The organism is Adhaeretor mobilis (assembly GCF_007741515.1).
Taxonomy (GTDB): domain Bacteria; phylum Planctomycetota; class Planctomycetia; order Pirellulales; family Lacipirellulaceae; genus Adhaeretor; species Adhaeretor mobilis.
This window is the reverse complement of sequence record NZ_CP036263.1, coordinates 5329698-5354692: the sequence shown is the minus strand read 5'-3', so window position 1 is coordinate 5354692 and position 24995 is coordinate 5329698. Positions and strand designations below refer to the sequence as shown.

Annotated in this window: 19 protein-coding genes; 10 read left to right on the top strand and 9 right to left on the bottom strand. The window is 56.4% G+C overall.

From position 1 onward, the window contains the following. The first annotated feature begins 383 nt into the window (after window positions 1–383). Entirely contained in the window at window positions 384–2741 is a 2358-nt protein-coding gene (locus tag HG15A2_RS21035) for a DUF4159 domain-containing protein (protein ID WP_145063026.1), read from the top strand. Between the two features lie 59 nt (window positions 2742–2800). On the opposite strand, the gene HG15A2_RS21030 is transcribed toward HG15A2_RS21035, so the two are convergent. Continuing rightward, window positions 2801–4990, bottom strand: a complete 2190-nt coding sequence (locus HG15A2_RS21030; protein WP_145063024.1) for an efflux RND transporter permease subunit — start codon at window positions 4988–4990, stop codon at window positions 2801–2803. 481 nt (window positions 4991–5471) lie between these two features. Here HG15A2_RS21030 and HG15A2_RS21025 point away from each other — a divergent pair, with 481 nt between their 5' ends. Beyond that, the gene (locus HG15A2_RS21025) at window positions 5472–8537 is read left to right on the top strand and encodes an LPS-assembly protein LptD (protein ID WP_145063022.1); all 3066 of its coding nucleotides are present in this window, start codon (window positions 5472–5474) and stop codon (window positions 8535–8537) included. A gap of 120 nt (window positions 8538–8657) precedes the next feature. Next, complete coding sequence (locus HG15A2_RS21020) at window positions 8658–9050, top strand: diacylglycerol kinase (protein ID WP_145063020.1); 393 nt, start codon at window positions 8658–8660, stop codon at window positions 9048–9050. A 103-nt stretch (window positions 9051–9153) separates the two neighbouring features. Here HG15A2_RS21020 and HG15A2_RS21015 read toward each other — a convergent pair whose 3' ends face one another. Together HG15A2_RS21015 and HG15A2_RS21005 are read right to left on the bottom strand one after the other, a co-directional pair. Next, a complete protein-coding gene (locus tag HG15A2_RS21015) occupies window positions 9154–10305 on the bottom strand; it encodes a DNA topoisomerase IV subunit A (protein WP_145063018.1) in 1152 nt (383 codons plus the stop codon). A gap of 625 nt (window positions 10306–10930) precedes the next feature. Next, window positions 10931–13102: a DNA topoisomerase VI subunit B gene (locus tag HG15A2_RS21005; protein WP_246117819.1), complete on the bottom strand. Its 2172-nt coding sequence runs from the start codon at window positions 13100–13102 to the stop codon at window positions 10931–10933. A 308-nt stretch (window positions 13103–13410) separates the two neighbouring features. On the opposite strand from HG15A2_RS21005, the gene HG15A2_RS21000 reads away from it, so the two are divergent. Together HG15A2_RS21000 and HG15A2_RS20995 are read left to right on the top strand one after the other, a co-directional pair. Next, the gene (locus tag HG15A2_RS21000) at window positions 13411–13797 is read left to right on the top strand and encodes a hypothetical protein (RefSeq protein WP_145063014.1); all 387 of its coding nucleotides are present in this window, start codon (window positions 13411–13413) and stop codon (window positions 13795–13797) included. 91 nt (window positions 13798–13888) lie between these two features. After that, complete coding sequence (locus tag HG15A2_RS20995) at window positions 13889–14254, top strand: hypothetical protein (RefSeq protein ID WP_145063013.1); 366 nt, start codon at window positions 13889–13891, stop codon at window positions 14252–14254. 181 nt (window positions 14255–14435) lie between these two features. Here the strand turns inward: HG15A2_RS20995 and HG15A2_RS20990 are convergent, their stop codons facing one another. From HG15A2_RS20990 to HG15A2_RS20970, 5 genes are all read right to left on the bottom strand, one after another. Beyond that, the gene (locus tag HG15A2_RS20990; protein ID WP_145063011.1) at window positions 14436–15584 is read right to left on the bottom strand and encodes a hypothetical protein; all 1149 of its coding nucleotides are present in this window, start codon (window positions 15582–15584) and stop codon (window positions 14436–14438) included. 120 nt (window positions 15585–15704) lie between these two features. Then, on the bottom strand, window positions 15705–16154 hold the full coding sequence (locus HG15A2_RS20985; protein WP_145063009.1) for an ExbD/TolR family protein: 450 nt from the start codon (window positions 16152–16154) through the stop codon (window positions 15705–15707). Beyond that, window positions 16151–16573, bottom strand: a complete 423-nt coding sequence (locus HG15A2_RS20980) for an ExbD/TolR family protein (protein WP_145063007.1) — start codon at window positions 16571–16573, stop codon at window positions 16151–16153. Before HG15A2_RS20980 ends, HG15A2_RS20985 begins: the two co-directional genes overlap by 4 nt. A gap of 205 nt (window positions 16574–16778) precedes the next feature. Then, window positions 16779–17465, bottom strand: a complete 687-nt coding sequence (locus tag HG15A2_RS20975; protein ID WP_145063005.1) for a MotA/TolQ/ExbB proton channel family protein — start codon at window positions 17463–17465, stop codon at window positions 16779–16781. Window positions 17466–17638: 173 nt separating this feature from the next. Next, on the bottom strand, window positions 17639–18622 hold the full coding sequence (locus tag HG15A2_RS20970; RefSeq protein WP_145063004.1) for a VWA domain-containing protein: 984 nt from the start codon (window positions 18620–18622) through the stop codon (window positions 17639–17641). 433 nt (window positions 18623–19055) lie between these two features. On the opposite strand from HG15A2_RS20970, the gene def reads away from it, so the two are divergent. From def to miaB, 4 genes are all read left to right on the top strand, one after another. Next, window positions 19056–19643 carry a peptide deformylase gene (def, locus tag HG15A2_RS20965; protein ID WP_145063002.1) on the top strand — a complete coding sequence of 196 codons (588 nt, stop codon included), beginning with the start codon at window positions 19056–19058 and terminating at the stop codon, window positions 19641–19643. Window positions 19644–19792: 149 nt separating this feature from the next. After that, window positions 19793–20755: a methionyl-tRNA formyltransferase gene (gene fmt / locus HG15A2_RS20960; protein ID WP_145063000.1), complete on the top strand. Its 963-nt coding sequence runs from the start codon at window positions 19793–19795 to the stop codon at window positions 20753–20755. Between the two features lie 190 nt (window positions 20756–20945). Beyond that, complete coding sequence (locus HG15A2_RS20955) at window positions 20946–21134, top strand: hypothetical protein (protein ID WP_145062998.1); 189 nt, start codon at window positions 20946–20948, stop codon at window positions 21132–21134. Between the two features lie 227 nt (window positions 21135–21361). Then, window positions 21362–22795, top strand: coding sequence for a tRNA (N6-isopentenyl adenosine(37)-C2)-methylthiotransferase MiaB (miaB, locus tag HG15A2_RS20950; RefSeq protein ID WP_218932586.1), 1434 nt, complete (start codon window positions 21362–21364; stop codon window positions 22793–22795). Window positions 22796–22947: 152 nt separating this feature from the next. Here miaB and HG15A2_RS20945 read toward each other — a convergent pair whose 3' ends face one another. After that, the gene (locus tag HG15A2_RS20945) at window positions 22948–23703 is read right to left on the bottom strand and encodes an SIR2 family NAD-dependent protein deacylase (protein WP_145062994.1); all 756 of its coding nucleotides are present in this window, start codon (window positions 23701–23703) and stop codon (window positions 22948–22950) included. A 240-nt stretch (window positions 23704–23943) separates the two neighbouring features. Here HG15A2_RS20945 and HG15A2_RS20940 point away from each other — a divergent pair, with 240 nt between their 5' ends. After that, window positions 23944–24705 (top strand): SDR family NAD(P)-dependent oxidoreductase, encoded by a 762-nt coding sequence (locus HG15A2_RS20940; RefSeq protein ID WP_145062992.1) that lies wholly within the window; start codon window positions 23944–23946, stop codon window positions 24703–24705. The last annotated feature ends 290 nt before the right edge of the window (window positions 24706–24995 follow it).

Below are 24995 nucleotides of genomic sequence, written 5' to 3'. Positions count from 1 at the left end.
GTCGAAGGGTTCTTCGGTGGACTCGGAGTTGGGGGATTCGGGGTTGGGCTATTAGGGGCCGGCAAAGCTAGGGCGCCTCCTGCGTATCTTTGGTGGGGTGCGAATGCGACTGCGTTTGAATGTCTGTACCGTTGATTCTATAGGTGGCTCCATCCAGGGACAATGCAGTGGGGGGGGAAGCAAGTTGTATGCGGAGGGCGTTTAGGGGAGTCGCGTAGGTTATGTCGAGCCTAGCAAGGCGTATCTGGGAAAGTGTCCAAGCCCACTTTTACCAATGGCCAACCACAGGCGGGTGGTTTATGACTATTGGCCATTCCTTAGTTTGGTACGCCTCGCTCCACTCGACATACCCTACTTGATGGTTGCTTGGTAGAATTTGAAATATGCAAATTCTATTTCCATCGCTGTTGGTGTTCTTCATCGCTTGCACTTCCGCCTTTGCACAGCCCGGGCAAGTGAATCCTCCGCTTTCCGCCGAGCGTGTTCGCGAATCGATTCGTCAGGGCAGTGAATTTTTGCTCAACGAACTTCCCAAAACACGCACCGATCACGGCGAGTACGAGGGCGGTGCTACCGGGCTGTGTACGCTCGCGCTTTTGAATTCGGGCGTACCGGTGCGCGAGCCGCGCATTCAACAGGCGCTCACCTTTCTGCGAAAAGTCCGACCGAAGAAAAGTTATGCGGTTGCCTTGCAAACGATGGCGCTCTGTGCAGCCGAGCCGCGGCGAGATCTGCCGTTGATTCAGCATAATGTCGATTGGTTAGAGAGTAAGCAGTGCGAGGAAGGAAGGAATGCAGGTTCATGGGACTACGAAACGAAAACGGGTGGCGACAATAGTGTATCGCAGTTTGCCGTGCTCGCTCTGCACGAAGCGGAGCGTGCCGGCGCGAAGGTCAACCCGCGAACCTGGCAGTTGGCGGCTGACTATTGGAAGCGAGATCAGCATCCGACAGGTTCCTGGGGCTACCGCAGAGGTAAGGGTTCAGGCAGCATGACTTGTGCGGGCATCGGAGCAACGGTCATTTGCTCCGGCCATGTCACGGGCCAGTCAGCCAAGGTGGAGGACGCTCGCATGCAGTGCTGCTTGCCCCATGAGGAGGACGACTCCCTGGAGCGCGCCCTCACGTGGTTGGGCCGAACTTTCTCGGTACAGCGCAACCCGGGCACGGGGGGGATGGGTAGCCTGTGGCATTACTACTATCTCTATGGTTTGGAACGTGCGGGGAGGCTTAGCGCGCGTCGCTTTATTGGCGATCACGACTGGTATCGCGAAGGTGCAGAGTTCCTGCTGAATCGACAAGTAAAGCTTGTCCACTATTGGCAGGGTGAAAAGCCTTCCGAACACAACGTGCGCGTGACGACGGCGTTTGCCTTGCTATTTCTTTCCAAAGGTCGTCGCCCTGTGTTGATGGGCAAAGTCGAGCACGGCCCAGGCGAAGATTGGCAGAACCATCGCAACGACGTCGCAAGCCTCACCCACTACACAGAGCAGCGCTGGGGGCTGGATCTCACGTGGCAAATTGTAGACCTCCAGCTTTCCACCGTCGAAGACCTGCTGCAAACGCCCGTGTTGTTTATCAGCGGGAGCATGAGCCCCGAACTGGCGGGTAGTGAGGAGAAGATGCGAGGGTATTTGGATCGCGGAGGTTTCCTGTTTGCTGAGGCTTGCTGTAACGACGGGAGTGAATTCGAGACCGGCTTCCGCAGGTACCTCGACCGCGTGTTCCCCGAAGGTGAGTACAAGCTCCGCCGGGCGGGGCCGGAGCACCCCATTTGGCGAATCGACGAACTGGTCGATGCGGATTCTCCCTACGTGGGTAAGCTCTGGACTGTCGAGTATGGCTGTCGCACGTGCGTGGTATTTTCTGAGGTTGACCTTTCCTGCTCGTGGGAGCTCTATCGCCGCGGTCGCGAGCGCGATGTGCCACCCGCGATCAGCAAACGCATTGCGGATGCTAATGCAATAGGTATCAACGTGCTGGCGTACGCGACCAATCGCGAGCCCAAAGGGAAAGAGACAGCCTTTGATGTCAACGAGCTGATTGAGCTTGATGCGCTCGGCACGCGTGGAGCAATCCGCATTGCAAAGCTTCAGCACGGCGGCGGCTGCAACGATGCGCCGGGAGCCCTTGTCAACTTACTGCGTGCGGCAGGGCAGGGCGAGTTGAAACTGCCCGTCGATGTCAACGAGTACGCCGTCTCCCCCGCAGACAAGGCGCTATTGAGATTCCACATGGCATTCATGCACGGACGACACGATTTTCACTTCACTGAAAAGGAACGCGCACAGCTGGGCGAGTTTCTCACCAACGGTGGCACACTCCTAGCCGACTCGATTTGTGCGAGCAAGGAATTCGCGGAGGCATTTCGTCGCGAGATCGCGCTCGTGCTGCCCGAGCACAAGCTCACGCCCATTCCCGTCGATCATCCGCTCTTCAGCGAGCAAGCCGGCGGATTTGACATTCGCCAAGTCAGCCGGCGTAACCCGGCAGCAACAAGACCAGGCCAGCCCATGCCCCCTCCCCGCGTTCTTAAAGTGAAACCGGACCTCGAAGGCGTAGAGATCGATGGTCGCCTGGCGGTCATCTTCAGTAAGTACGACATCAGTTGTGCGCTCGAATTACACGAAGCCCAACAGTGCCGCGGCTACACCCAAGAGGATGCCGCCCGTATCGGCTTGAACGTATTGCTCTATTCGCTCTCACCTGATGTGGGAGAACAGGTAGGCAGAGGACAGTAGGGGCCGCTGTGCGGACCAAGAACAACAGCTTGGTGTGCCTCGCTCCACTCGGCAGTACCCTATAGTTGCCGATCCACGAGCCCGATCAACAAAGGCAGCACCGCTAGGTTCCCCACGAGCCCTCCGAGCATGCTCAGACTCACCAGCACCCCGAAGTACGCTGTGGGTACGAAGTCGCTGAATGCGAGCGTCGCAAAGCCGGCAACCAATGCGAGCGTGGCAAACACTGCGGCCCGACCCACGGTCGACTGTGTGCTGGCCAGCGCCTCGGTGCTGCTCATTCCTTGCCTTCGCAGCCGTTGATACCCCAGCACGTAGTGAATTGAGCCGTCCACCGACAGGCCCACCGAGACGGCGGCGATCATCGCGGCTCCCATGTTCACACGCACGCCTAGCCAGCCCATTGCGCCGAATAACACAAGCACCGGCAGCGTATTGGGAATCATCGTCAGTACCGCCAACGGCAAACTACGGAACGCCACGGCCATCATCAACACCACAGCAAGCGTCGCTAGACCGAAGGTTTTCCATTGATCGGCCAATACGCTTTCGATCAACTTCGTAAGCAGCACGTAATAGCCGGTGACTTCGGCCTCAGGGAATTGCTTTTTCCCGAGTGCTTCTACCTGCTCGATGAGCTGGGTTTTTTCTTCAGCGCCAAGTTGCTCAGGTGCGCGAAGCAGTATGCGCATCCACGGCCGCTCGTCCTTGGGGTCGATGTTAGTGATCGTGTCCACGAACTCCGGCATGCGTGCGCGGATCGTAGCTAACCCGCCTCGTACCGCCATCGAACCCACAAAACGCCGATGCAAGCCGCCCACGCCGGCATCGAGCGTATCGGCAAGCGAAATCGCCTTGGAGAGCTGCGGGGCTTTGGCTTTGAGCTGTTCTTCGAGCTCCAGCACTTTCAGCAAGAACTTCTTGTCGGGGCGCTGTGGTGCGGGGAACTGCAGGTCCCATACGCCTGCGCCGCCGAAGCGAGTTTCGACAAATCCGTAAGCTCCGACCAACGGGCTTCCTGGTCGGAAGTTCTTAGTGAACTCGGTTTCGCGCTCAAGTCGCTGTGTTCCTAGGATCGCGAAGACGGCAAGCGCCACGGCCAACGCAGCGAGTAAGCCCCGGCGCTGGTGGGCGAGAGAAAGGACTTTTCCTAGGACACGGTCTAGCCACTCGCTTGTCGGTTTCGTTGGCTCGTTCTCAGTATCGTTGTCCGTGCCTAATAACATTAGACCCGCACAGAGCAGCCAACAGCTCGGTAACACCAGCAAACTACCAATGGCCATCATGAGCCCGAAATCTTGGACCGGGCCCACCTCGGAAATCATCAACGAGGCAAACCCGGCCGCATCGGTCAAGCACGCGAATGTGACTGGCACCACGAGTTGCTCAGCAGCTTTGGATAATGCCGCTCGTCGGCATAGTCCCTCGCGTAGTGCGTTGCGAAATCGCACAATCACATGCACGATCGTGGCCACACCCACCACGGTAACGATTGCCGCCAGCATGGAGCTCACCATACTGAGCTTCAAATGAGCGAGTACGAGCGTAGCACGAGTAAGTGCCAGCGTAAGATGCACCACCGCCAGTGGTAGAATGACCCAGCGCAGATTGCGAAAACAAACCAGCAGCACCATGAGTACAAGCGCCGTACACCATGTGTTAAGTTGCTTCCCATCGACTTCCAACAGATCGAACGCCTCCTCGATGAGCACCGGCTCGCCGACAAGTACTCCGCTTGGATATTCGCTTATTGCGGCGCGCATCTGGGCGAGTGTCTCGTGGCGGGGAGTGCCGTCGTGTTGGGGACGCTCGATCAAACAAATAATTCCTGCCGCATCGAGTTCCGTGTTGTGCGTGTAGCCAGAGAACACTTCGCGGAAGCGAGCGCCGATCTCTAGATTCTCAAAGTCCGCAGCCCCCGGCGGGTCGAGCAGCGACACAGCAGCCACCACGCCGGGCGTCGCGCGTAGTTTCTCGACGAGCGTGCCGATGCGTTCTTTTCCAGAATCGGAGGTCAGCTGCTCGTCGGCATAGATCGCCATGACGATTTCGTTCTCGCCAAACGTGCGCTGCAACCGCCGATATGGCACCAGAATCGGGTCGTCTTCGGCAAACATGTTCTCGATCGAACGGTCCAGCGTGAGACTACGCCCGGTGAGTGCACCCGCAACGCCCAACGCCACAGCGATGGCCAGCAAGGCGTATCGCCAGCGGATCGTGAATTCGATGAATGTTTGAAGTGCTCGCAAAGTGCTTACTCTCTCCGTCGCCAAGTTATAGCTGTCGTCGTCCCGACGTTGCGTAGCAGACCCTACCGGCGAGCGGACTGCTACCACTATCAACAGCGTGGTTTGCACCGGTTTGTAACAGCTAAACTCGGAAGTGACAGCACAGATGCAAGTGAATGGCCGTAAGTCCCTCTCCTGTAGCGGGTTACGCACTTGCTAGCCCTGCGTGATTCGCCTTGTCCCCGGGGGGCGGGCTTTCCTATACTCCGCGGCCACTATCTCTACCGAGGACCCCGAGCTTCTACGGGGGCAATGTGCGGTGCGCGCTGGTTGCGCTCGTTGTACGCTCCCGGTAGATGTGGAACGAAGCTCAAGGAAACCCTTAACGATCAACACGCCAGCAGCATCACCGAGTTGCTTCCCGCTCCGTAGCGGTCCCTTTATGGGAACGACTAGGAGAACGCTGCGCGCACGGTTTGCGCACCTATTCACGCTGTCCGCCTTGACGTTAGTCGTTTTCATGCTGAATAACTGGCAGCCAGCCGTATCTCAGGCCGCCGACATCTTACATGCAGACGTGAACTCCAATCAGCCGATCACTGTGGCTGCCGATTGGTGCAGTCGTTGGCAGCAGGGCGTGTACGAAGTTTGGTATCTACACGGGCATTGCTATTTGAATCAGGGGCTCACTTACACACGCGGCAAACAAGCTGTGCTCTGGATTGATCGCCGTGAAGGCCCGCACGGTCCGAAGAAAGTCATTGCCTACTTTGAGCCCGAGGAGGGCGGTCACGTATCGGTGGACTTCCGCCGCACGGGCGACGCCAGTTCAGACCAGCCTGGGCAAGTGATCGCCCACGAACAATCTCCCCGTTGGTTTTCGCGGCTTACGACTAGTGCGCCGTTGCGTATGGAATTGCCAACTGCCGCGCCAGAGCCCGCTACCAAGCCGGCCATCTACCAACGCGGGCTCGATCAGTTCGACCCCGATCGTCGCCATCAGTTGATGCTCGCGCAATTCACCGAGTTCGCCCCTACGCCGGGTATCGAGCAGGGATTGCCGCTAGGCACGCGCCGTTTCCAGATACTCAATCGTAGTGATGTTGATAATACCTTGGAGTGGAAACAACTCGCCAATGGCCAGAATGCACTAGTAGCGAAGAACGGTATTCGCGTCATCATCGAGGGACTTACTAGCAACGGATTACCCGGAGCACTGGGACCTGTGGGCACCGTCGATATCTCGACCGACCGCGCTGTTGTTTGGGCGGCAGGAGTCCAGTCCGGCTTAGCCGGTTCGGGCGTGCAATCGAGCGAAGATCCGTTGGAAATCTACATGGAAGGTAACATCGAGTTCCGGCAAGGCGATCGCATCGTCTATGCAGACCGCATGTTCTACGACGTGCGCCGGCAGGTAGGCATCATCCTCAATGCCGAGCTGCTCACACCGCTTCCGCGAACGGAGAAGTTCAAATACCAAGGGCTGGTGCGCCTAAAAGCAGCGGCAATTCGGCAATTGGACGATTCGCATTTCGCTGCAACTGATGCGCTAGTAACGACTAGCCGATTGGAAGAACCGGCTTACCACTTTGGTTCGCAACAGATCATGTTTGAGGACGTTCACCAAACAGTCGTTGATTCACGCACGGGGCAACCGTTGATCGACCCGCTGACTGGTACGCCGGTGGTCGATCACAAGCAGTTGGCCGAAAGCCGTGGAAATTCTCTCTACGTTCGCGGCGTGCCAGTGTTCTATTGGCCCACGATTGCGACCGACTTGGAGGAACCTTCCTTCTTCATCGATCGTGTACGCGTAGGGGACGACAGTGTCTTCGGTACGCAGGTGATGGTCGACTTCGATGCGTATCAACTCTTCGGCATTCGCAATGCTCCTGAGGGGACGAAGTGGGGGCTCAGTACCGACTATCTAAGCGACCGTGGTTTCGGTGCGGGGACCGATTTCCAGTATGAACGGCCTGGGCTATTCAACTTCGATGGTCCGGCAGAAGGCCGATTCGATCTGTGGGCTATCGACGACAATGGCGTGGATAACTTGGGCCGTGGACGGCGTTCGATTGTGCCGGAGGAAGCATTTCGCTACCGCGTGTTTGGCGAGCACCGCCAGCGACTCGCGAGCGGTTGGGAAATCACCGGCGAGTTGGGCCTCAGCAGCGACCGCACATTCCTGGAGCAATACTACGAACAAGAATGGGACGAACTCAAGTCGCCCCGCACGGGCCTGCGCGCGAAGCGGTTTAATAACAATCGCGAATTCTCCATCGAAGCCAATGCCCAGGTGAATCCGTTCTGGACGGAAACCCAATGGCTACCGCGCGTCGATCACTACTGGCTTGGCGAATCGCTATTGGGTGATCGGCTCACCTGGTTTGAGCATTCGCAGGCTGGCTACGCAAACATGAACAATGCGACACCGCCGAGCGAGCCTACGCTGCTCGCTCAATTCAGCACGCTGCCGTGGGAAGCTGGCTCCGGCCAGCAGGGTGAACGCCTAGCCACACGCCAAGAAATCGATCTGCCCCTGCAGGCAGGGGTCGTAAAGTTTGTGCCTTACGTGCTTGGCGAAGCGGCCCATTGGGGCGAAGCGCTGGACGGGGAAAGTATCGATCGTCTCTATGGTCAAGCTGGTGTGCGGGCGAGCATTCCCTTCTGGTCGGTCGATCCGACCATCCGCGATACGCTGTTTAACTTGAACGGGCTGGCTCACAAAGTGGTGCTTGATGCCGAATTTGCGTGGGCCGACTCGAGCCGTAACTACGATGAGCTGCCGCTCTATGATCAGCTGGACGACACTTCCATCACGGAATTTCGCCGCCGCTTGTTCAACGGTACGCTGCCACCAAATATCGACTTCAGCGATCCGAAATTCGATCCCCGGTTCTACGCCATTCGCTCTGGACTACAAGGCTGGGTCACTTCCCCCTCGACGGAAGTCGTGGAAGACCAAACCGTGGTACGCATGGGAGCCCGCCAACGCTGGCAAACCAAACGTGGCGGTCCGGGGCGCGAACATATTGTGGATTGGCTTACCCTCGATACAAATGCTTCTTGGTTCCCGGATTCAGATCGTGACAACCTGGGGCAAGACTTCGGCCTAGTGGACTACGACCTACGCTGGCATTTGGGCGATCGCTTTACGATAGTGTCCGACGGGGCAGCTGACTTCTTCGGCAGTGGCCTCAAGACCGTGTCAGCTGGCGTGCTGCTCAATCGCCCCACGCGCGGCAACGGCTACGTTGGGTTCCGCTCTATCGAAGGCCCGTTCTCCAGCAACGTGCTATTGGGCAGCTATAGTTACCGCATCGGGCCCAAGTGGCTTACCAGCGCGAGTGCTTCCTACGATATCAGCGAGGCGGGGCTCATCGGTCAGACTCTATCTATTACCCGCATTGGTGAATCGCTGCTGGTATCAATGGGAGTAAACATTGACGACTCGAAAGACAACGTGGGTGTTCGCTTCCTGGTAGAGCCCAGGTTCCTGCCGAAGAAACGCATCACTCAAACCACTGGCATTGATATTCCACCGGCTGGCGCATTTGGGTTAGAGTAGCTTACAATAAGTACTTAGCCTCCGCGATTGCTTACCGCTCGGTTCAATTGCCAAGCACGCGTCGATCAAGATCGACGGCTAACACTACCCAATGAGCATCTGGGGAAGCTTACAAGCATCATGCCTTCAGCTGACAACCACCACTACGAAAGCCATTCCTGGTTACGCAAATTCACCGATGCCGCCCGCGGTGTGAAGGTGGCCGTGAGAGCCGAGGTGAGTTTCTTCGTTCACCTATTCGTGACCGTGCTGGTGGTGATGCTCGGTCTATCGCTCGGCTTGCCGAAACTCTCCTGGTGTGTGCTTGCCATTTGCATCACCGGTGTTCTGACGGCAGAGCTATTCAATTCTTCCATCGAACGGCTCGCTCGGGCAATCACCCAGGAAACTAACCCCGAGATCCGCGATGCGCTCGATATGGCCAGCGGTGCAGTGCTGGTGGCTTCAATCGGATCAGTCGTCGTCGGGCTGGTTGTACTGGCGTTGCCGTTGTGGGATCGGATGGCTGGTTAGGAAAAAGATCGGATAACAGGGTTTGCAAGGTCGACAGGGTAAGTGACAACCAAGAAACCGAATAACATCTGATCCGGTAAATCCTGCTCATCCTGTAATCTGGTCAATCGAGCCAATCCTTCGCCGCCAAACGCTCCGGCACGTACGTCTCCGTCACGTAACTGATGTCTTTGGAGATCAGCGATTCGACTTCCAGCTTAAAGTCGTTGGACAGCATCTTCTTGATTTCGCTTTGCCAGGGGCGTTTCTTCTCGAACCACGGGTACTTGGCGATCTGCTTGGCGCGTTTCTTGTCCGTTTCGTTGAGCGCGATCTTCACACTGTCGTCCAGATCGCAGCGCGTGTAATCAACGCTTCTTAAACCCAGGTACTTTGCCTCGGGAATTGCCATGCGTTGCGACTCGAACGCGAGGTTGATTGAGCCCTGTTTGATCACGCTGTAGATGTAGTAGCCCCAAGGGTCGTTATCCAACACGCAATAAATGGGAAGTTTCAACTCGTTGTGCATGCGATTGAGCATTCGCCGTACGCCACGGGGTGGCTGGCCGGCACCGTGAGTGAGGATGCAATTGTGCTGCTCCCAGAATCGGTCTTCATTGAAACGTTGCCAGACGGTTCCTTTTTCAACGTGCAAGATAAAGTCTGCTTTGCACTTTTTCCGATCTAGCTCAACGATTTCCGGCTCCACGATCGATGGAATCGCGTACCCGCCGGAGCCCATTCGCGAGCAGTCAATCGTGTCGCCGCGATCAATGAGCGTAATGTTACCCACCATCGCACCGCGGTTCTCTGCGTACAGGTGCAGCTCTTCGCGAATGCTGCTCAACAGTACTTCGGTATCTTCAATGATCGTGTCGCACTCGCCCTGTTCGTCGAACGTGTTCTCCTTCGCTCCCTCGATGGTGTGCTTGAGCATGTAGTACAAACCACGAAGGCTGGTGGTCTTACCTTGCTCCAGCAGTCGTTTGCAACCGCTGGCGACCAGCATGGTGCGCATATAGGCCTTCGCCTGCGAAAGATCGAACAGCTGTCGCCGATTCTTGTTGTTGCCCATCTCGATGATTTTCTTACGGGGCGAGTACTTCACGTTGGAAAGCGTGCGACTGGGGATGTCCACAAACGGGTCCCGCTTCGCACTGGCCGCCTTCACGACGCCATCGGCGAGGCCCGTGAGCGCGGCCATAGTTTTCTTGTCCCGCGTGGAAAGCTTTACACGCGTCTTCGTGCCGGCCGTTGTTGGAGATTTCTTTGCCATAGGTTGTCTTTATTTAGGGTTTGTATTTTGAAGCAAAGCCGCGAAGGCCGCTGAGAATCGCAAAGGAACTACTGGAGATTCAATATTTTTGCAAACTCCGAGAATGTCGGTGTTACTTCTCTCCAGAAGTGCCCAAACTTGTCGTAATCATCGAAACTCGACTTTTCTGGCCAATAGCTGGCAACTACGCACGGATCAAGGGAATCGGTTCTGTAGTCCAAGCAGATTCCTACGTCGTCTCCTAGGTGTTTATTGCATCCGATCATTACTGCTAAGTCAGTATCAATCCAAGGCAGTGGGGGAACTCTTTGTTTGGATTCTTTGGAGCTTGCACTACGAAAAAACAGATCGATAGAACTGCATTGCTTTGATTCTTGTATCATCATTTCTCGATCCAAGAACACAAAGGGGTCTCGACACCAAGGGATCACCCTACCCAGGATGTCGTCCCCTGGATGGACCCAAAGATTGTTGTTTAACAATGATATGAGCAGCTTTGGCAGCTCCAATCCGTTAACTCGATTGCTATCCCCCCACATTCCATCCATTCTAGACCTCAGTCAAGTTTCTCTGCGATTCTTTGTGTCCTTTGCGCCTTTGCGTCAACGAATATTGCGCTAAATAATCACTCTTCCTCATCACCCTCAACAGCCGCTACCCGATTGATGTGATGCTCCGACTCCGCAGGATCAACAATCAGCACGTTATCCCCCAGGTCCATTTCTTGATCGAGCTTGCGCCCACGGTCGTCCATCACCATGTCCGCATCCGCGGTGCGTTTCTTGGCAACCTTTACGAGTTGCTCATAGAGGTCATCCCGTTTCGCGCCATTGATCTCGCTTACCGCGGTGGAAACTTCCTTCAGGTAACGCAAGAACACTTCGCGGCGGTCGGTCTGTTGGCGCACTTTTAAGCGGCGGCGCAGGTACATGCCCAGCTTGCGGCCCACGGCTTGTAGCCCGAGACGTAGCTCCTTTTGGATTTCCGGGTAGCTGGCCACCGCTTCTTTTGATTCACTAGTGAACGGAACCCACACGCTGGCGATATGTACCATGATACTCACCGGGCCCTTCGGTAGACTGCCGCGCGATTGGGTAAGGCCGTAGCTCCGCCAGTTGTTGCCGATCACCGACTGCGTGATCGCACAAGCACCGTGCTGGAACTGCAGTGGCACTCGATTAGCCAGTCGCAACACGTTCATCGATTGACCCTCGCTGATGTTCACATTTTTCATGCTATCGAGTAGCGCGGCCCGTTGCTTGGGTGTGAGCTTCGAGGGGGATTGCCGTGTTCCCAGCTTCGACGCTTTGAGAATCTTGTCGGCCGCCTCGGTGCCCATGCCGTTGAATGTGTTAACGAGAAACTGCCGGCACGTGCGAGCGTCGGTTTCGTCGAGCAGTTCATTGAGCAAGTCCTTCGATACATTCTGCGCCGGGGCTGCACCACCGTAGGCGAGGCCGACTTCGATCTGGAATGGATTCCCCCGATACACTGAAGGAGGTCGCGTGGCGGCTGCGTAGAACTCGCCCGGTACGACCTGATGCAGCCCTTTGAGGATCAACTCTTCGCCGATCGGGCAAATGCAGTCCGTCGAGGGGTTAGAAATCTTGGTGTCCTGAATGGCATGATAGAGGGCGTCTGCATCCTGGCGTCCCAAGCGGGTCGAGTTCGCCCGCGTGCTGATCTTTGCCTTCTCGCAAATCTTCCGCGACACCGAGGGGGTCACACGCGAAAAGCTCCCCGTAAGGAACTGCGAAACGGTCATCCCCTTGGCTTCTTCCAGCATTGAAGCCAAGCGGCCCAATTCTACGCCGTAGGGATGCGGGAGAATTTCTTTGGGCTCCGGCGGCAATTTATCCGTGGAACTAGGATAGTCGCGAGTGCCGCCGTCGGGGTCAAGGTAATGCAGCGTCACATGCGGGTTCGCGATAGCCGTTTGCTCAAGGTACTCGTCCACGCTGCCCCGGCCGCGTGTGTACTTCGCTTGCAACTCAATGGTGACTCGCGTGCCGCTTTTCTCTTCGACCCACTCAATGCCATGCTTCTCGATGTACTTCGAGCCCTTCTCTCCCGGTGGGATATCAACCCCGTCCCCTTTGCCGTTCATGATCTTCGGCTGATTGCGTTTGGTATCGATCTGCAACTCGTAGTAGTGAGCCGGCTTTCGCACGGAAACCTTGGAGATAATCTTGATCGGCTTGCCCGTGGTCTGCACGCCGTACATGCCGGCCGCGCTAATGCCGATACCCTGCTGCCCACGGCTTTGTCGGAGGCGATGGAATTTAGAGCCGTACAGCAGCTTACCGAAGATCAGCGGGATCTGCTTCTTGAGAATGCCTGGGCCATTGTCTTGAATGCCCACCTTGTAGCGATCGCCGCCGGTCTGTTCGATGTGAACCCAAATCTCCGGCAAGATGCCCGCCTCTTCGCACGCATCCAGCGAGTTGTCGACCGCTTCCTTAATTGTGGTGAGTAGCGCCTTGCGCGGATTGTCGAACCCAAGCAGATGGCGATTCTTTGCGAAGAACTCGCTGACGGAAATATCGCGTTGCGAGGCGGCCATCGTTTGGGCGGTGGCACGGCGTTTTCGTTTCGCCGGCGCACCATTCGCCTGAGCACCATTCGAAGGGGCCTCCGACTGGCTCTCCGCCACGCGGCGGACCTTCTTCTTCCGCTTCTTCTTGCGCGGAGTAGGGGAGGCGTCGACAGCCACCTTCTTTTTTTTCTTCTTCTTCCGCGGAGCCGCAGCGCTGCTATTTGCGGACTTCTTCTTCACACGTTTCTTCTTCTTAGCCATAGCTGGATCGTATCAATGCAGTATTTGAGTAGCCCCCGGCGCAAGCCTTGGGGTTCAGGTGTGTGTTAATTTATAGCGATTCTCATGATTATATCGGTCGCGAGGCCGAATTCCCACCCGCTTTTGACACGGGTGCCTGCACGGCCAGAACTACTGTTACGGCACGTAAAAGAAAACTCATCGGCACGAGCCCTGCCGTCCGACAGTGATTCGTAGAGAGGAAAAATGAGCTATCCGAGTGCAGCTATCTGACGGCTTTCGCACCTTGGCCCATTCTTATGCACGAATTCACTTGAGGGGGGAAAACGATGACCCAGCGTTTGGCAAACACGGCACTGCTGGTCGCAATTGCCGCGACCACCTGGTGGCAAGCCGATGAGACCCATGCGGAAGGAATGTACGACCGCACGATCAGCTACCAGAACAAGGGCGACTTGTTCTACAATTTCCACGAGGGCCCCGAGCCCAGCGGCACCACGGCCGACATGTACATCTCGCCGATGCCTGTGCCCGCCAACGTAGGTCACACGTACACGACCTACCAGCCGTTGATGCCGCACGAGTATCTCTACAAACACACACGCAGCCATTACACCTACAACCGGGGTGCCGGCTGGACACGCTCGAAGATTCGCTACCGCACCTACGGACTGCGATTAGATCACATGCTCTGGAAGTTGAACCCGCACTTCTAAATGGCTGTTAGCCGCTGGCTATTAGCTATTGGCTTGTGTCAGAATTGTAGGACCGCCTTCTAGGGCCTTCGTTGAAATAAGGAACTTCGCTATGAGACTAATCTTCACATTGCTTGTCGTCGCGACGCTCTATGCGTGTGGCAGCCAAGCCGAAGCGGCTAATCGCTATTTGGAGCCGCAGCAGCGAGCCCAGAACTACAATTGGCACGCGAACTACGCGCACACCTCCTACGGCGTGCCGGTATCGTTAGTCGTGCCTCCGACTGCCAACATGCAAACCAATTGGAGTTGGGGCGTCGGGAGCAGCCGCGTTTCGCGCATCGACCACCAATTCGGTCGCAACTACAGTGGGCCCGGTAATAGGGGCGGATACAAATCGACCCCGGCCTGGCCTCAGGACACGGCACAGTTTGGTGTGTACTACGTGCGCGGGCCCTGGTACCCATTGCAGCCGTAGAGCGAACAACGCACCATTTGCCTAGCCGCGAGCCAACGGCTCGCTGGAGAGGCTGAGCAAGGCTACAGGCTTTGGACTTCAGGTTTCGGACTTCAAGACATGATTGCGATCGTGTCCTGAAGCCCGAGGTCTGAGGTCTGAAGCCTTTTCAGTTGCGCACCAGCGAGTCGTTGGCGCACGGCTATTTCCGATTTGCCGCGGTGGTCTCAGGATAGAGCACTTCAGTCAACTTCTGTAGTTTGTCGGCGCGGCCTTGCTCGCCAAGTTTTTCCAGCAGGTCGATGCGCGCCTTGCGAGCACGTTGCCAACGCGGTGAACCACCCGGGCTGCGCGCTTCAATGTGTGACCAGTGCAGATAAGCGTCGCGACGAGTTTCCGGCGAGGACGACAAGCGAGCAGCAACCTCTTCCGCCCTGTGCGCTTCGGATTGCCGCCCCGATCGATCACCTGCGCTACTTGTCGGCTCCGCCGCTCTCACGTCAACCTTTTCCGGAGCCACAGCCAGTGGCTCCAAAATAGGTAGCGTCGGACTAATCCGAGGCTCATACCCAAACCGCTGCTTCATAATCTGCTCGCAAATTGCTTTCTCACTGAGGACCTGCTTCTTCAGAGGACTTGAATCAGGCACACCTGCCAACGTGGCCAACTGCTCCTGAGCTAGGCCTAAAGAGTTGTACCAATCAGCCGATTCTGCAGGGTAGCACAACGCTTGCCAGCGATACGCTTTGGCCAAGTACAGCTCTAGGTTGGTGCGCAGGGCGGTAATCGCAGTGATGCTCAAGCTCGCATCGTCGTCGCTATCGGTCGGTTTCGATGACGGGCCGGGCACTCTCTTGGCGAACTCTTCATCGACATCCTTCAACATAAATAGCGCAGTTCGTAGCTTCTCGCGAGCCATGAGCATTCGCTGCTTACGAGCCGTCGCCGCAACGGGGGTGCGGTACAGTTGTTTTCCCTGCTCGATGAGAGCGAGTGCAAATTGGAATCTGACGAGTTGGTAGCGAGGGGCGTTGCTCAAATCATTCACAAGCAAGTCGATCTTTGCAATTCTCTTCCATTGTGCCTCAAGCTGTTTCAGCGGCGTCGTAGCGGGCAATGCCACGCAGCGAAGCGTTTCCCCACGTATCAACTCAACAGTATCAGCAATACGCTCTGAGGCGGGCTGCGTCGAATCCGCAATCATTTGCCGAGCGGTACTCACCGAACGTGCTTCTTCGCCGTAGCAGATCGATGCGTTTAGCAGGATCAGCGTTCCCCCGAGAATTCGCCTGAACCACGACGGCACAACGAGCACTACGTTGAGTCCTTCGTACCGTCGTGTTGCAATCATATGGCCTGTGCTCACGCTAGAATGGGGAAGTTTCTAGTGCATAGTTTCATGTAAATGTTGGGGTTTGCTCAGTGTGGTACGACTCTACTCGCAATCCTAGTTCTTATTTGTAACACCGCACTAGAGCAGCTCTTCCGACACGGCAAATTGCACTTTCAAGAATCCGGCCGACCGACAGGCATCATACACATCAATCGCCTTGCCCAGAGGGATCTCAGCTTCAATTTCGAGAATCACCGGCAGTGTACCATCAATCTGACCGAGTTGCTCTAGCAGCCCGGCGACACCAGCAAGCGAGTGCAATACTCGCCCATTCACAGCGAATCCTAAGTGATCGCCTTCACCGGTAACTTCGATCATGATCCGTTCCAATTCCATCTCGGAAATTTGCGTAGGTGTCGCCAAAGAATTCCCCTCCGCAGCATGTAACTTGCTCGGCAGCGTTCCCTCGGGTGTTTGAAAGCTAGTAGTACTCAGGAAGAAAATGAGCAGCAAGAACACCACATCGATCATCGGCGTCATCGCCGGGCCGAGGGAGTGGCTGCGACTCAAGCAGTGAGGGGCTTTCACGGCGAATCCTCTTCTACAGCGAATGCCACGTTCAACACCTGCGCTTGCACGCAAGCGGCCAGTAAGGGAGTTACTTTTCCGTAGGGGACATGTCGATCCGCCCGAATGCGCACCTGCAGTTCCTCGGCGGTAATCTTGCGCTCGACGGCCAGTCGCTTAGATATCTCTGCCACACTTGCGGCCCGGCCGCCCAAATAAGTCTCACCGACTGCAGTCACATTAATCGTAATCCGATGCTGTTGAGCCTCAGCAGACTCCAGTTTGCTTTCTGCAGAGGGGAGCAGCAAGTCCATCAGCGTCTCCTGACTTGCCAAGTGACTACTCACCAGAAAGAAAATGATTAACAAGAACACGACGTCGATCATCGGTGTCACGTTGAAGTCAATCGCGCGATCTCGGCCTAGGCTAGGTTTGCGCATGATTCACCACGAATTTACTAACAATAATGGGACGCGGATGAACGCAGATTGAGTGGATCCAAACTGATTCTTTATGGAACAGGTATCCTTCGTGCAGATTGCTTGTAGTCTAATTGCCATTTGTGGGTTCTTCGGGTCCGATCTGCAATCATCCGCCCAATCTGCGTTCATCCGCGCCCTATTACCACCTCCGTGTCTCCGTGGTTCAATGTTTCAAATTACCGACAAGTTGAGACTTCAACGGCACCATCGCAGCTTGCGCCGCGTGTCCAATCTCTGCCACCATCTTGTCGATCCGATTACGGAAGATCGCAAACGCCGCCAGCGAGGGAATCGCCACAATCAGTCCGCCGACGGTTGTGACTAGCGCCTGATAGATGCCGCTTGCCAAATCTGCCGCCCGCGCGGCGCCCTGGGCGTCGGCCACGCTTTGGAACGCGAAGATCATCCCCACTACGGTTCCTAATAGGCCCACCATCGGGGCGATGTTGCCGATGAGCGAAAGGTAGTCGATCTTCCTCAGCAGCCTAGCAGCCTGCTCAGCGAGTGTTTCCTCCATGGCCTTCTCGACGTGGTTCCACCCGAGCGGTACTTCTCCCAGCCCGGCTTGCAGTACGGCCGTCAGAGCACACGGTTGTGTTTGACAAACGGTGTTCGCCCCGGACAAGTCGCCCGTGGCAACCTTCTGGCGCACCTTCTGTGCAATATTCTCAGGCAACAGCACAGCGCGACGAATCGTGAGCAAGTGCTCTACCACTAAAGCCAAGGCTATCATCGAGAGCAACGCCAGCAGGGCGATGATTGCAATGCCCGTGACCCCACCGGAGAAAATGATGTTCAGCGGATTACGCTGGGTAGTTGTCTCAGCAAGGATGATAGGGAGGTTAGACATGGTACTATTCAAACTCGTTGCTACGCTCCCGCGGGGGAATGGGATAACCAGCCGCTCCGCGGCGAATGCATCGCGAGTACATCAGCCAACGAAGCTGCAATTTCACAAATTCAGCAACGCGGAGCATCAATCCACCGCGTTCCTACGCAGGAGCGTGTGAACGAGAACGCCACTCATTCCAGCCGTCGCACGTCAACGTAATCGTAACCGCCGCCGGTTTCTTTAGCCAAGTGCTTGAGGAAATTATCACGTCGGCTTTCTCTGCCAATGCCGAATTCAATCGTTTGAATCGCCGTGCCCTGCCGTCCAGCCCGTGTAACTGCTTTCAGTACATCAGCCCCGGGCATTGGGTTATCGGCGTCGGTCAGAAAAAACACCACGTCAGGACGCAGTGCGAGCGCCTTCTGCAGGGCTTCCCAACGATAGGTGCCCCCATCGGCCGTCATGCCTTCAATAAACCGAGCCACCGAGCGCAGGTTCGCATCCGTGGCAAATGCCGTGCGACCGTTCTGAATGCCGTCGCCTCTCCAGATACGCGTCTTATGATTGAAGAAGATAAGATGGAATTGATGCACGCTCTCCAACGAATTCAAACTGGCAATGAGCTGCCGCTTCAAGGCCACCATCGGCGTACCATTCATACTGTCGGATCGATCAAGCACGTACACAAACCGTGTGCCTTCCCCCTCCACGCCAAACAGTTTTACTTTCGTGCGGCCAATCTTGCCAACAGCACGACCCACGCCGCCGCTACCACTCTCAGCCGCCATCGTATTGGCATTGCCCAGCGGAGCGTCGTCGCTTGTCAGCGATCCAATCCCCGCCAGTGGGGGCGACAAGGGCTCAGCAGGATTTGTTTCTGCCACGCTCTTCCCCGCAGTCGCGGTACTACGCACCGCCGGAGTCTGTATCGGAGTTTGGGCCGGAGCAGACTCTTCCACTGCCTCGACGTCTCCTTCCTCCTCAAACATCACCGTGTCATCAGAAGTCGATTTCAGGACGATCCCCGCTTCGCGATCCGGTGTGTCGGCTATACCTCGCTGCTCAGGCGGCGAAGCCAGTGCAATAACCGCACACAGTAGCAATCCGTGAACAACCACCGAAGCCAACCAAGCAGGCCACGCAGCAGGTTCGGTGTTGTTGGGATGTGGTTTCACGCCTGTTTTTAGTCAGTCTGCAATTGTGAGTCTCTGCCATGGAACTGGGTAGCCGCGACACTTCGTCCGCTTGCAGCATTGCCTACTCTATCGGATGGCTCGGACAAGTGTCGGGGCCGCTTGCGGCAAGAGGTATTGAGAGGTTTCTCTAAGCTGGCTCATCGGCGGTGCTGAAAGCCTCCTGTGCTGTGCACACGGACACTTCTTCCTTTGCGTGCTTCACAAGCCGGCAGCGCGACGCTCGGAGAAAGTGTCGCTGCTAGCCAGATCCAGGAATTGTGCGTACCAGACAGAGTCTAGGCCTGCAGGAATCAAGCGTCAACGAATATGGATGCCCCACTCGGCTTCAGGCCGATTGTGCGTATAATCAAGGCCTCAGAAAACCCAGAACGAGCAGACCCGGACCATAAAGCAGAGATTGGCGAGGCAACGAGTGGAACTTCAGATTATTCATTACCCGCACCCCACGCTGCGGCACACTTCTAAGCCCCTGAAACGAGTCGACGCGGAGCTTCGCGGGATGGTCGCGCAGATGTTCGAGTTGATGTACGAGCACGAAGGCGTCGGGCTGGCCGCCAATCAGGTAGATCTACCCTATCGGCTGTTTATCTCAAACGTCACCGGCGATCCAGCGGATAGAGAGGCCGAGTGTGTGTTCATTAACCCTGTACTTTCCCACGGCAAAGGCCAAGCCGAGGGGAGCGAAGGCTGCCTGAGCATCCCCGGTGTACACGCCCCGGTAATGCGCAAGGAAAAAATCACGGTCGAAGCGTACAATCTCAAGGGGGAAGAAATATCCGCTGAGGTCGATGGCCTATTCGCACGGGTGTTGCAGCACGAAACCGATCACCTCGACGGCACGCTATTTATTGATCGCCTTAGCGAAACCCAAATGGCCGAAGTGCGGGACGAGCTGGAAGAATTCGAAATCGACTTCGACAGCCGACGCAACACAGGCGAAATGCCCGATGAAGCAACCATCGCTGCCCGCATCGCCGAGCTAGAGCGTCTGCGAACGTAATCAGTACCTTAGGAACTTTTTACCACTAAGGTCACAAAGAACACGAAGCACGCTTCGCGATTTGACGCTTGAAACCAACACCCTACGAAACTTCGTGTCCTTAGTGCTCTTTGTGGTTCAAAAGAGTAGAAAGAGTAGGATGTGATTCCATGAAAGTTATCGCCCTAGGAACTGGCCCGTTTGCTGTGCCGACATTGCGCCGACTGCACGACGATCCGCAGCACGAGGTGTTGTTGGTGGTCACGCGCCCGCCGCGTGGCCGGCGGGCGGCGATTGCGCCGATGGCTCTCGCGGCGCAAGAATTGGAACTCCCGCTCTGGCAACCTGACACCGTCAACGAGGACGAAGCCCACCAGCGGTTGAAATCGCTCGACGCGCAGCTGATGGTCGTCTGCGACTACGGCGAGATTCTCAAGCCGGCCGCGCTGGAATGTACATCCCTCGGCGGCGTGAATCTGCATGGCTCGCTACTGCCGAAATATCGTGGAGCCGCGCCCGTACAATGGGCTGTGTTCAATGGCGACCAAGAAACGGGAAACACGGTCATTCAAATGACGCCCGGCCTAGACGCCGGCCCCATCCTTGGTGTGCAACGCACACCGATTGATCCCCACGAAACAGCGGGCGAACTAGAAGAACGGCTTGCAGAAATGGGGGCCACTTTGGTCGAGGAAGTGATCGCCCAATTAGCCACGGATTCGACCTCGCCAGTAGAGCAAGATTCAAGCAAGAAAAGCAAAGCACCACGACTCGCCAAGGAACATGGCTTGATCGATTGGTCGCAATCGGCTCAGCAAATCCATAACCAAGTCCGTGCCCTCCAGCCTTGGCCGCGGGCTTACACCCACTGGGAAGCAGATGGAGACGACCCGCAGCGTCTGATTGTCCACCGGACGCGTTTCCCAGAGGCAGATTCGGGCGATTCTGCCACGCCTTCTAGCGCGGATTCTAGCGAGCCCGGCACCATTACCTCTGCCGAGGATTCGCTTATCGTTGCCACCGGCGAAGGTGTTTTGGAACTGCTAGAAGTCCAACCCGCAGGCAAGCGGGCCATGCCAGCGGGCGATTTTCTACGGGGAAATCGCCTCAAACCGGGTGATTCGTTGAGCTAACCTCACGGCGCGGCTAAGCCTCAAGCGGCCGGCGCCGCTAAGCCGCAAGCGGTAAAACGGCCTCGCACGCACCGGCAAGTGCGCTGTATCATACGAGTTCCCCCCGAAACCCCAAATTACCAAACGTTTGCTAGCCCGCATCGACCCGATGCCGCTAGTGTGCTTGGTAGCGTTACGGAGAAACACCGCGATGGATCGCTGGGACATTTTACTCATTTGCTTTGCCGGCTACGTCGCGGTGACCACGCTTGTGAAGCTGATGGCCGCCCGCCGCAACGAACTGGTCGAGCAAGTCCGCATGCAAGTCGAGCAACAGAAAAAGCAACTAGCCAAACAACAAGTACAAGCGGAAGATAAACAAGAAAGCGAAGCTGCATGAGCCTGGGGTGCTCTAGTCTGAACCACAGAGCCGACTCTTAGAATCGCAGTGGAGGTTCACAGAGTGAAAAAAAACTCGACTCGAGGAATTGCGGAACAAAATACGACATCGAAAACCAAGAACTACCCCCCATGCCTACCTAAGGCATTTCAATCCGTCTCCGAAAGCTTCCTCCGTGTATCTCTGTGCCCTCTGTGGTTCAAAGAAGAAGCGGAGCCCGGCAAATCATTTTTCCAATGACCAAAAAACTTTACATCGAAACCGTTGGCTGCCAGATGAACGTGCTTGATAGCGAGCTCGTCGTGGCCAGCTTGCGTAAGGAGGGGTACGAACTCACCGATAGCCCACAAGCGGCAGACACGGTGCTCTTCAACACATGCAGTGTTCGTCAGCACGCAGAAGACAAAATCTACAGCGCGCTCGGCAGGCTGAAAAATGCCAAGCAAGAGAATCCCGATAAGATCATCGGCGTGCTGGGCTGCATGGCTCAGAAAGATCAGAAGCTCATCTTCCAAAGAGCGCCCTACGTAGACTTAATCGTCGGCCCTGGGCAGCTACACCAAGTGCCGCAGTTGATTTCTGAAATTGCCGACGGGGCAGGGCAACAGATGGAAGTGAGCCTCGGCCGCAAGGACGGCGGTCGTGCGGAAATCGAACGCAGCCACGAGAGCTTCGACCCGCTGCGCGATCCCACGATGCGCCCCACGCCCTACCAAGCGTACGTGCGTATTGTGATCGGTTGCGATAAGTTCTGCACCTACTGCATCGTGCCCAGCGTGCGCGGCCCGGAGCAAAGCCGACCGCCGGCGCAAATCCTCGCCGAAGCACGTCAACTTGCCAGCGAAGGCTGCAAGGAAATCACGCTCCTTGGGCAAACGGTTAACAGCTACAAGTTCAAAGAGGGGGAGCGCACAACTCGGTTTAGCGACCTACTCAACGCGGTTCATGAAATTCCGGGCATCGAACGCATCAAGTTCGTGACGAACTACCCCAAAGATATGACCGACGACGTGCTAGAGACCGTGCGCGACCTGCCGAAGCTCGCTAAATACTTGCATGTGCCTTTGCAAAGCGGCTCCGACGCGGTGCTCGATCGCATGAAACGCGGCTACACGACCGATGACTATCGTGAAATGCATGATCGTATCCGCGAGTGGCTACCCAGAGCGGCTGTTTCGAGCGACTTTATCGTCGGCTTCTGTGGGGAGACTGAGGACGAATTCCAAGCCACCATGGACTCCGTGAGGGAGTATCGGTTCAAGAACAGCTTCATTTTCAAGTACAGCGAACGCCCAGGAACCAAAGGCGCAGAGCGCTACCCGGACGACATTACTGAAGAAGTCAAACGCGAGCGCAATAATCGGCTACTTGACTTGCAAAATGAGATCAGCGAGGCAGACAACCAAGATTTCCTCGGCCGCGAGGTGGAAGTTTTAGTCGAAGGCCCTAGCAAGACGGCCACGCGTAAAGACGAAGCCGATGGCCCCGTCCTCCAACTCACCGGACGCACCATGTGCGATCGCATCGTGGTATTCGAGGGCAACCAACGCCAAATCGGCGAGACGCTACCGATTGCAATCTACGACGCCAACGCGCACACCCTGTTCGGCAACGTCGTTACGCAACACGTGGGGCCGGAGCTATTTACCCTCGGTGTTTGAGCTCCGTACCTCAGATTAATGAACCACGAAGGGCACAAAGAACACTAAGGTTTGTAGGGCACTTATCACGCTCTGCGACTTTACTTTGTGACCTTTGTGGTTCAAAAACTATTTGGGCTCGCGTTCCGGTGCGATCTGTCACCAGCACAGACTCACGACGCCAAACACGCATTGATCGCCATCAACGTGGTACCGATCGATTCCCGAATCACCTCGTCCGCCAGCGAGTCCAGCGGTGTCGTGTCGCGGTTGATGATGACCAGCCGGGCCCCGTTTCGTACCGCAGTCGCCGGTAAGTCAGCTGCCGGCGACACGACCAATGAAGAGCCAATTGCCAACAGCAGGTCCGTCTGCCGACACCACTGGGCCGCTTCGCGCAGCACGTCCGCTGGCAGTGATTGACCGAACGAAATCGTCGCGTGCTTCAAACGTCCCGTAGCGCATTTGCCGCATTCGGGAACGCGATCAGTTTCTAGAAACTCAGCCACGAGCGGCCCAGCCTCGTAGCGAGCTCCGCAATCTTGGCAGAGAATCTGCCGCGCCGTCCCATGCAATTCGAGCACCTCCCGATTGCCGCCCATTTGATGCAGCCCGTCGATGTTCTGCGTCACCACGCCACGAATCGTGCCGTCCCGTTCCCACTGGCCAATCACACGATGCCCATCATTAGGCTGTGCGTCGGCAAATTCGCGATGCCCCTCGGCTTTTTGTTGCCAGTATTCGTGCCGCGCTTCCGCGCTGGCCATAAACTCGTCGTAGTAAACGGTGCGATACTTCGACCAGACGCCGCCAGGCGAGCGAAAGTCAGGAATCCCGCTCTCCGTACTCACACCAGCACCGGTGAACACGACTACGTTCTTGGCTTCGGCCAGCCAACCGGCAATTTTCGTCGCGACTTCGGTGTTCATGCCCTGCATTGTTCAACTCGCGAGAACCGCCGTCAATGTGGGGTGCGTAAGTACAGGGTGCCACCGGAGACGCGGCATTGCTCCCACTGTGTCATTCCGAAAGGAGTCGAACGACTGAGCCAACTAATCGATATTGGCGGTATCAACTCTAGTTCGGTTCGCCGTTCGCCCATTCATCCGGCCCCCTCGCACTGGTAGGATAGGACTCTTCGCGAAACACGAACACTAAAAGGATAAATCATGGGAAAACTCACAGGAAAACGCGTCGTCGTCACCGGAGGCGGCCAGGGGCTAGGACTCGCGATCGTGCAGGAATTGATTCGCGAAGGATGCCATGTGGCCATTCACTATCACACCAGTCGCGAAGGTGCCGATGGGTTGGTTGCCAGCGCCACCAGCGAGAACCTACCAGCGAAGGCGTTCCAGGCGGATCTTACCGACGAGCAGTCCGTGAAGTCGTTTGTACAATCAGCCTGTGAATTCCTGGGGGGCATCGATGTCCTGATCAACAACGCAGGCGATCTCGTCGCGCGACGCAACCTTGACGAAATCGACACCAACTTCTGGGACAAGGTGATGAACATTAATCTCACCTCCATGATGTTGGTTTCGCGGGAGTGCGCTCCCCACCTTTGCAAAAACCAGGCGAGTAGCATCGTCAATCTTGCCTCACTGGCCGGTCGCAAAGGAGGCCACGGCGGATCACTGGCCTATTCGACCGCCAAGGGGGCAACGCTCACCTGGACGCGCTCGCTGGCCAGCGAACTAGCGCCACGCGGCGTGCGAGTGAACGCAGTCGCCCCGGGCTTGATGCTGGGCACCCGTTTCCACAACACGCACACCACCAAAGAGTCCGCGGATAACACAGTAGCCGGCATCCCATTGGGCCGAGCTGGCAACCCCGAAGATGTCGCCCGCCCGGTGGTCTTTCTGGCCTCCGAGTACGATGGCTTCATTACCGGCGCCACGCTTGATATCAATGGTGGGGTTTACTGTGCTTGACGCGGTTTTACCGCAGCGTAGTTCCCGGTAGCACCTCTGAAATTCGGATAGGAGTCTCGTAACTCGGTCGCAAGTCAACGTAGCCGGAGCGGGTATCTGGAAAGTGCCCAGCTAAGAAATGGGGTGAATCACCCAAGGTTGCCAGGTGGCTATGGTGCCAACGCCTTATTCTGTCCATTTCGACTGCAAGTCTAAGCAGTGTTCCCTTACTCGTGATACTGCAACGGCTTGCGGCAATATTTGGACATGCTACTTTATTGAGTTATACAGATTACTTTCTGTCCATTTAT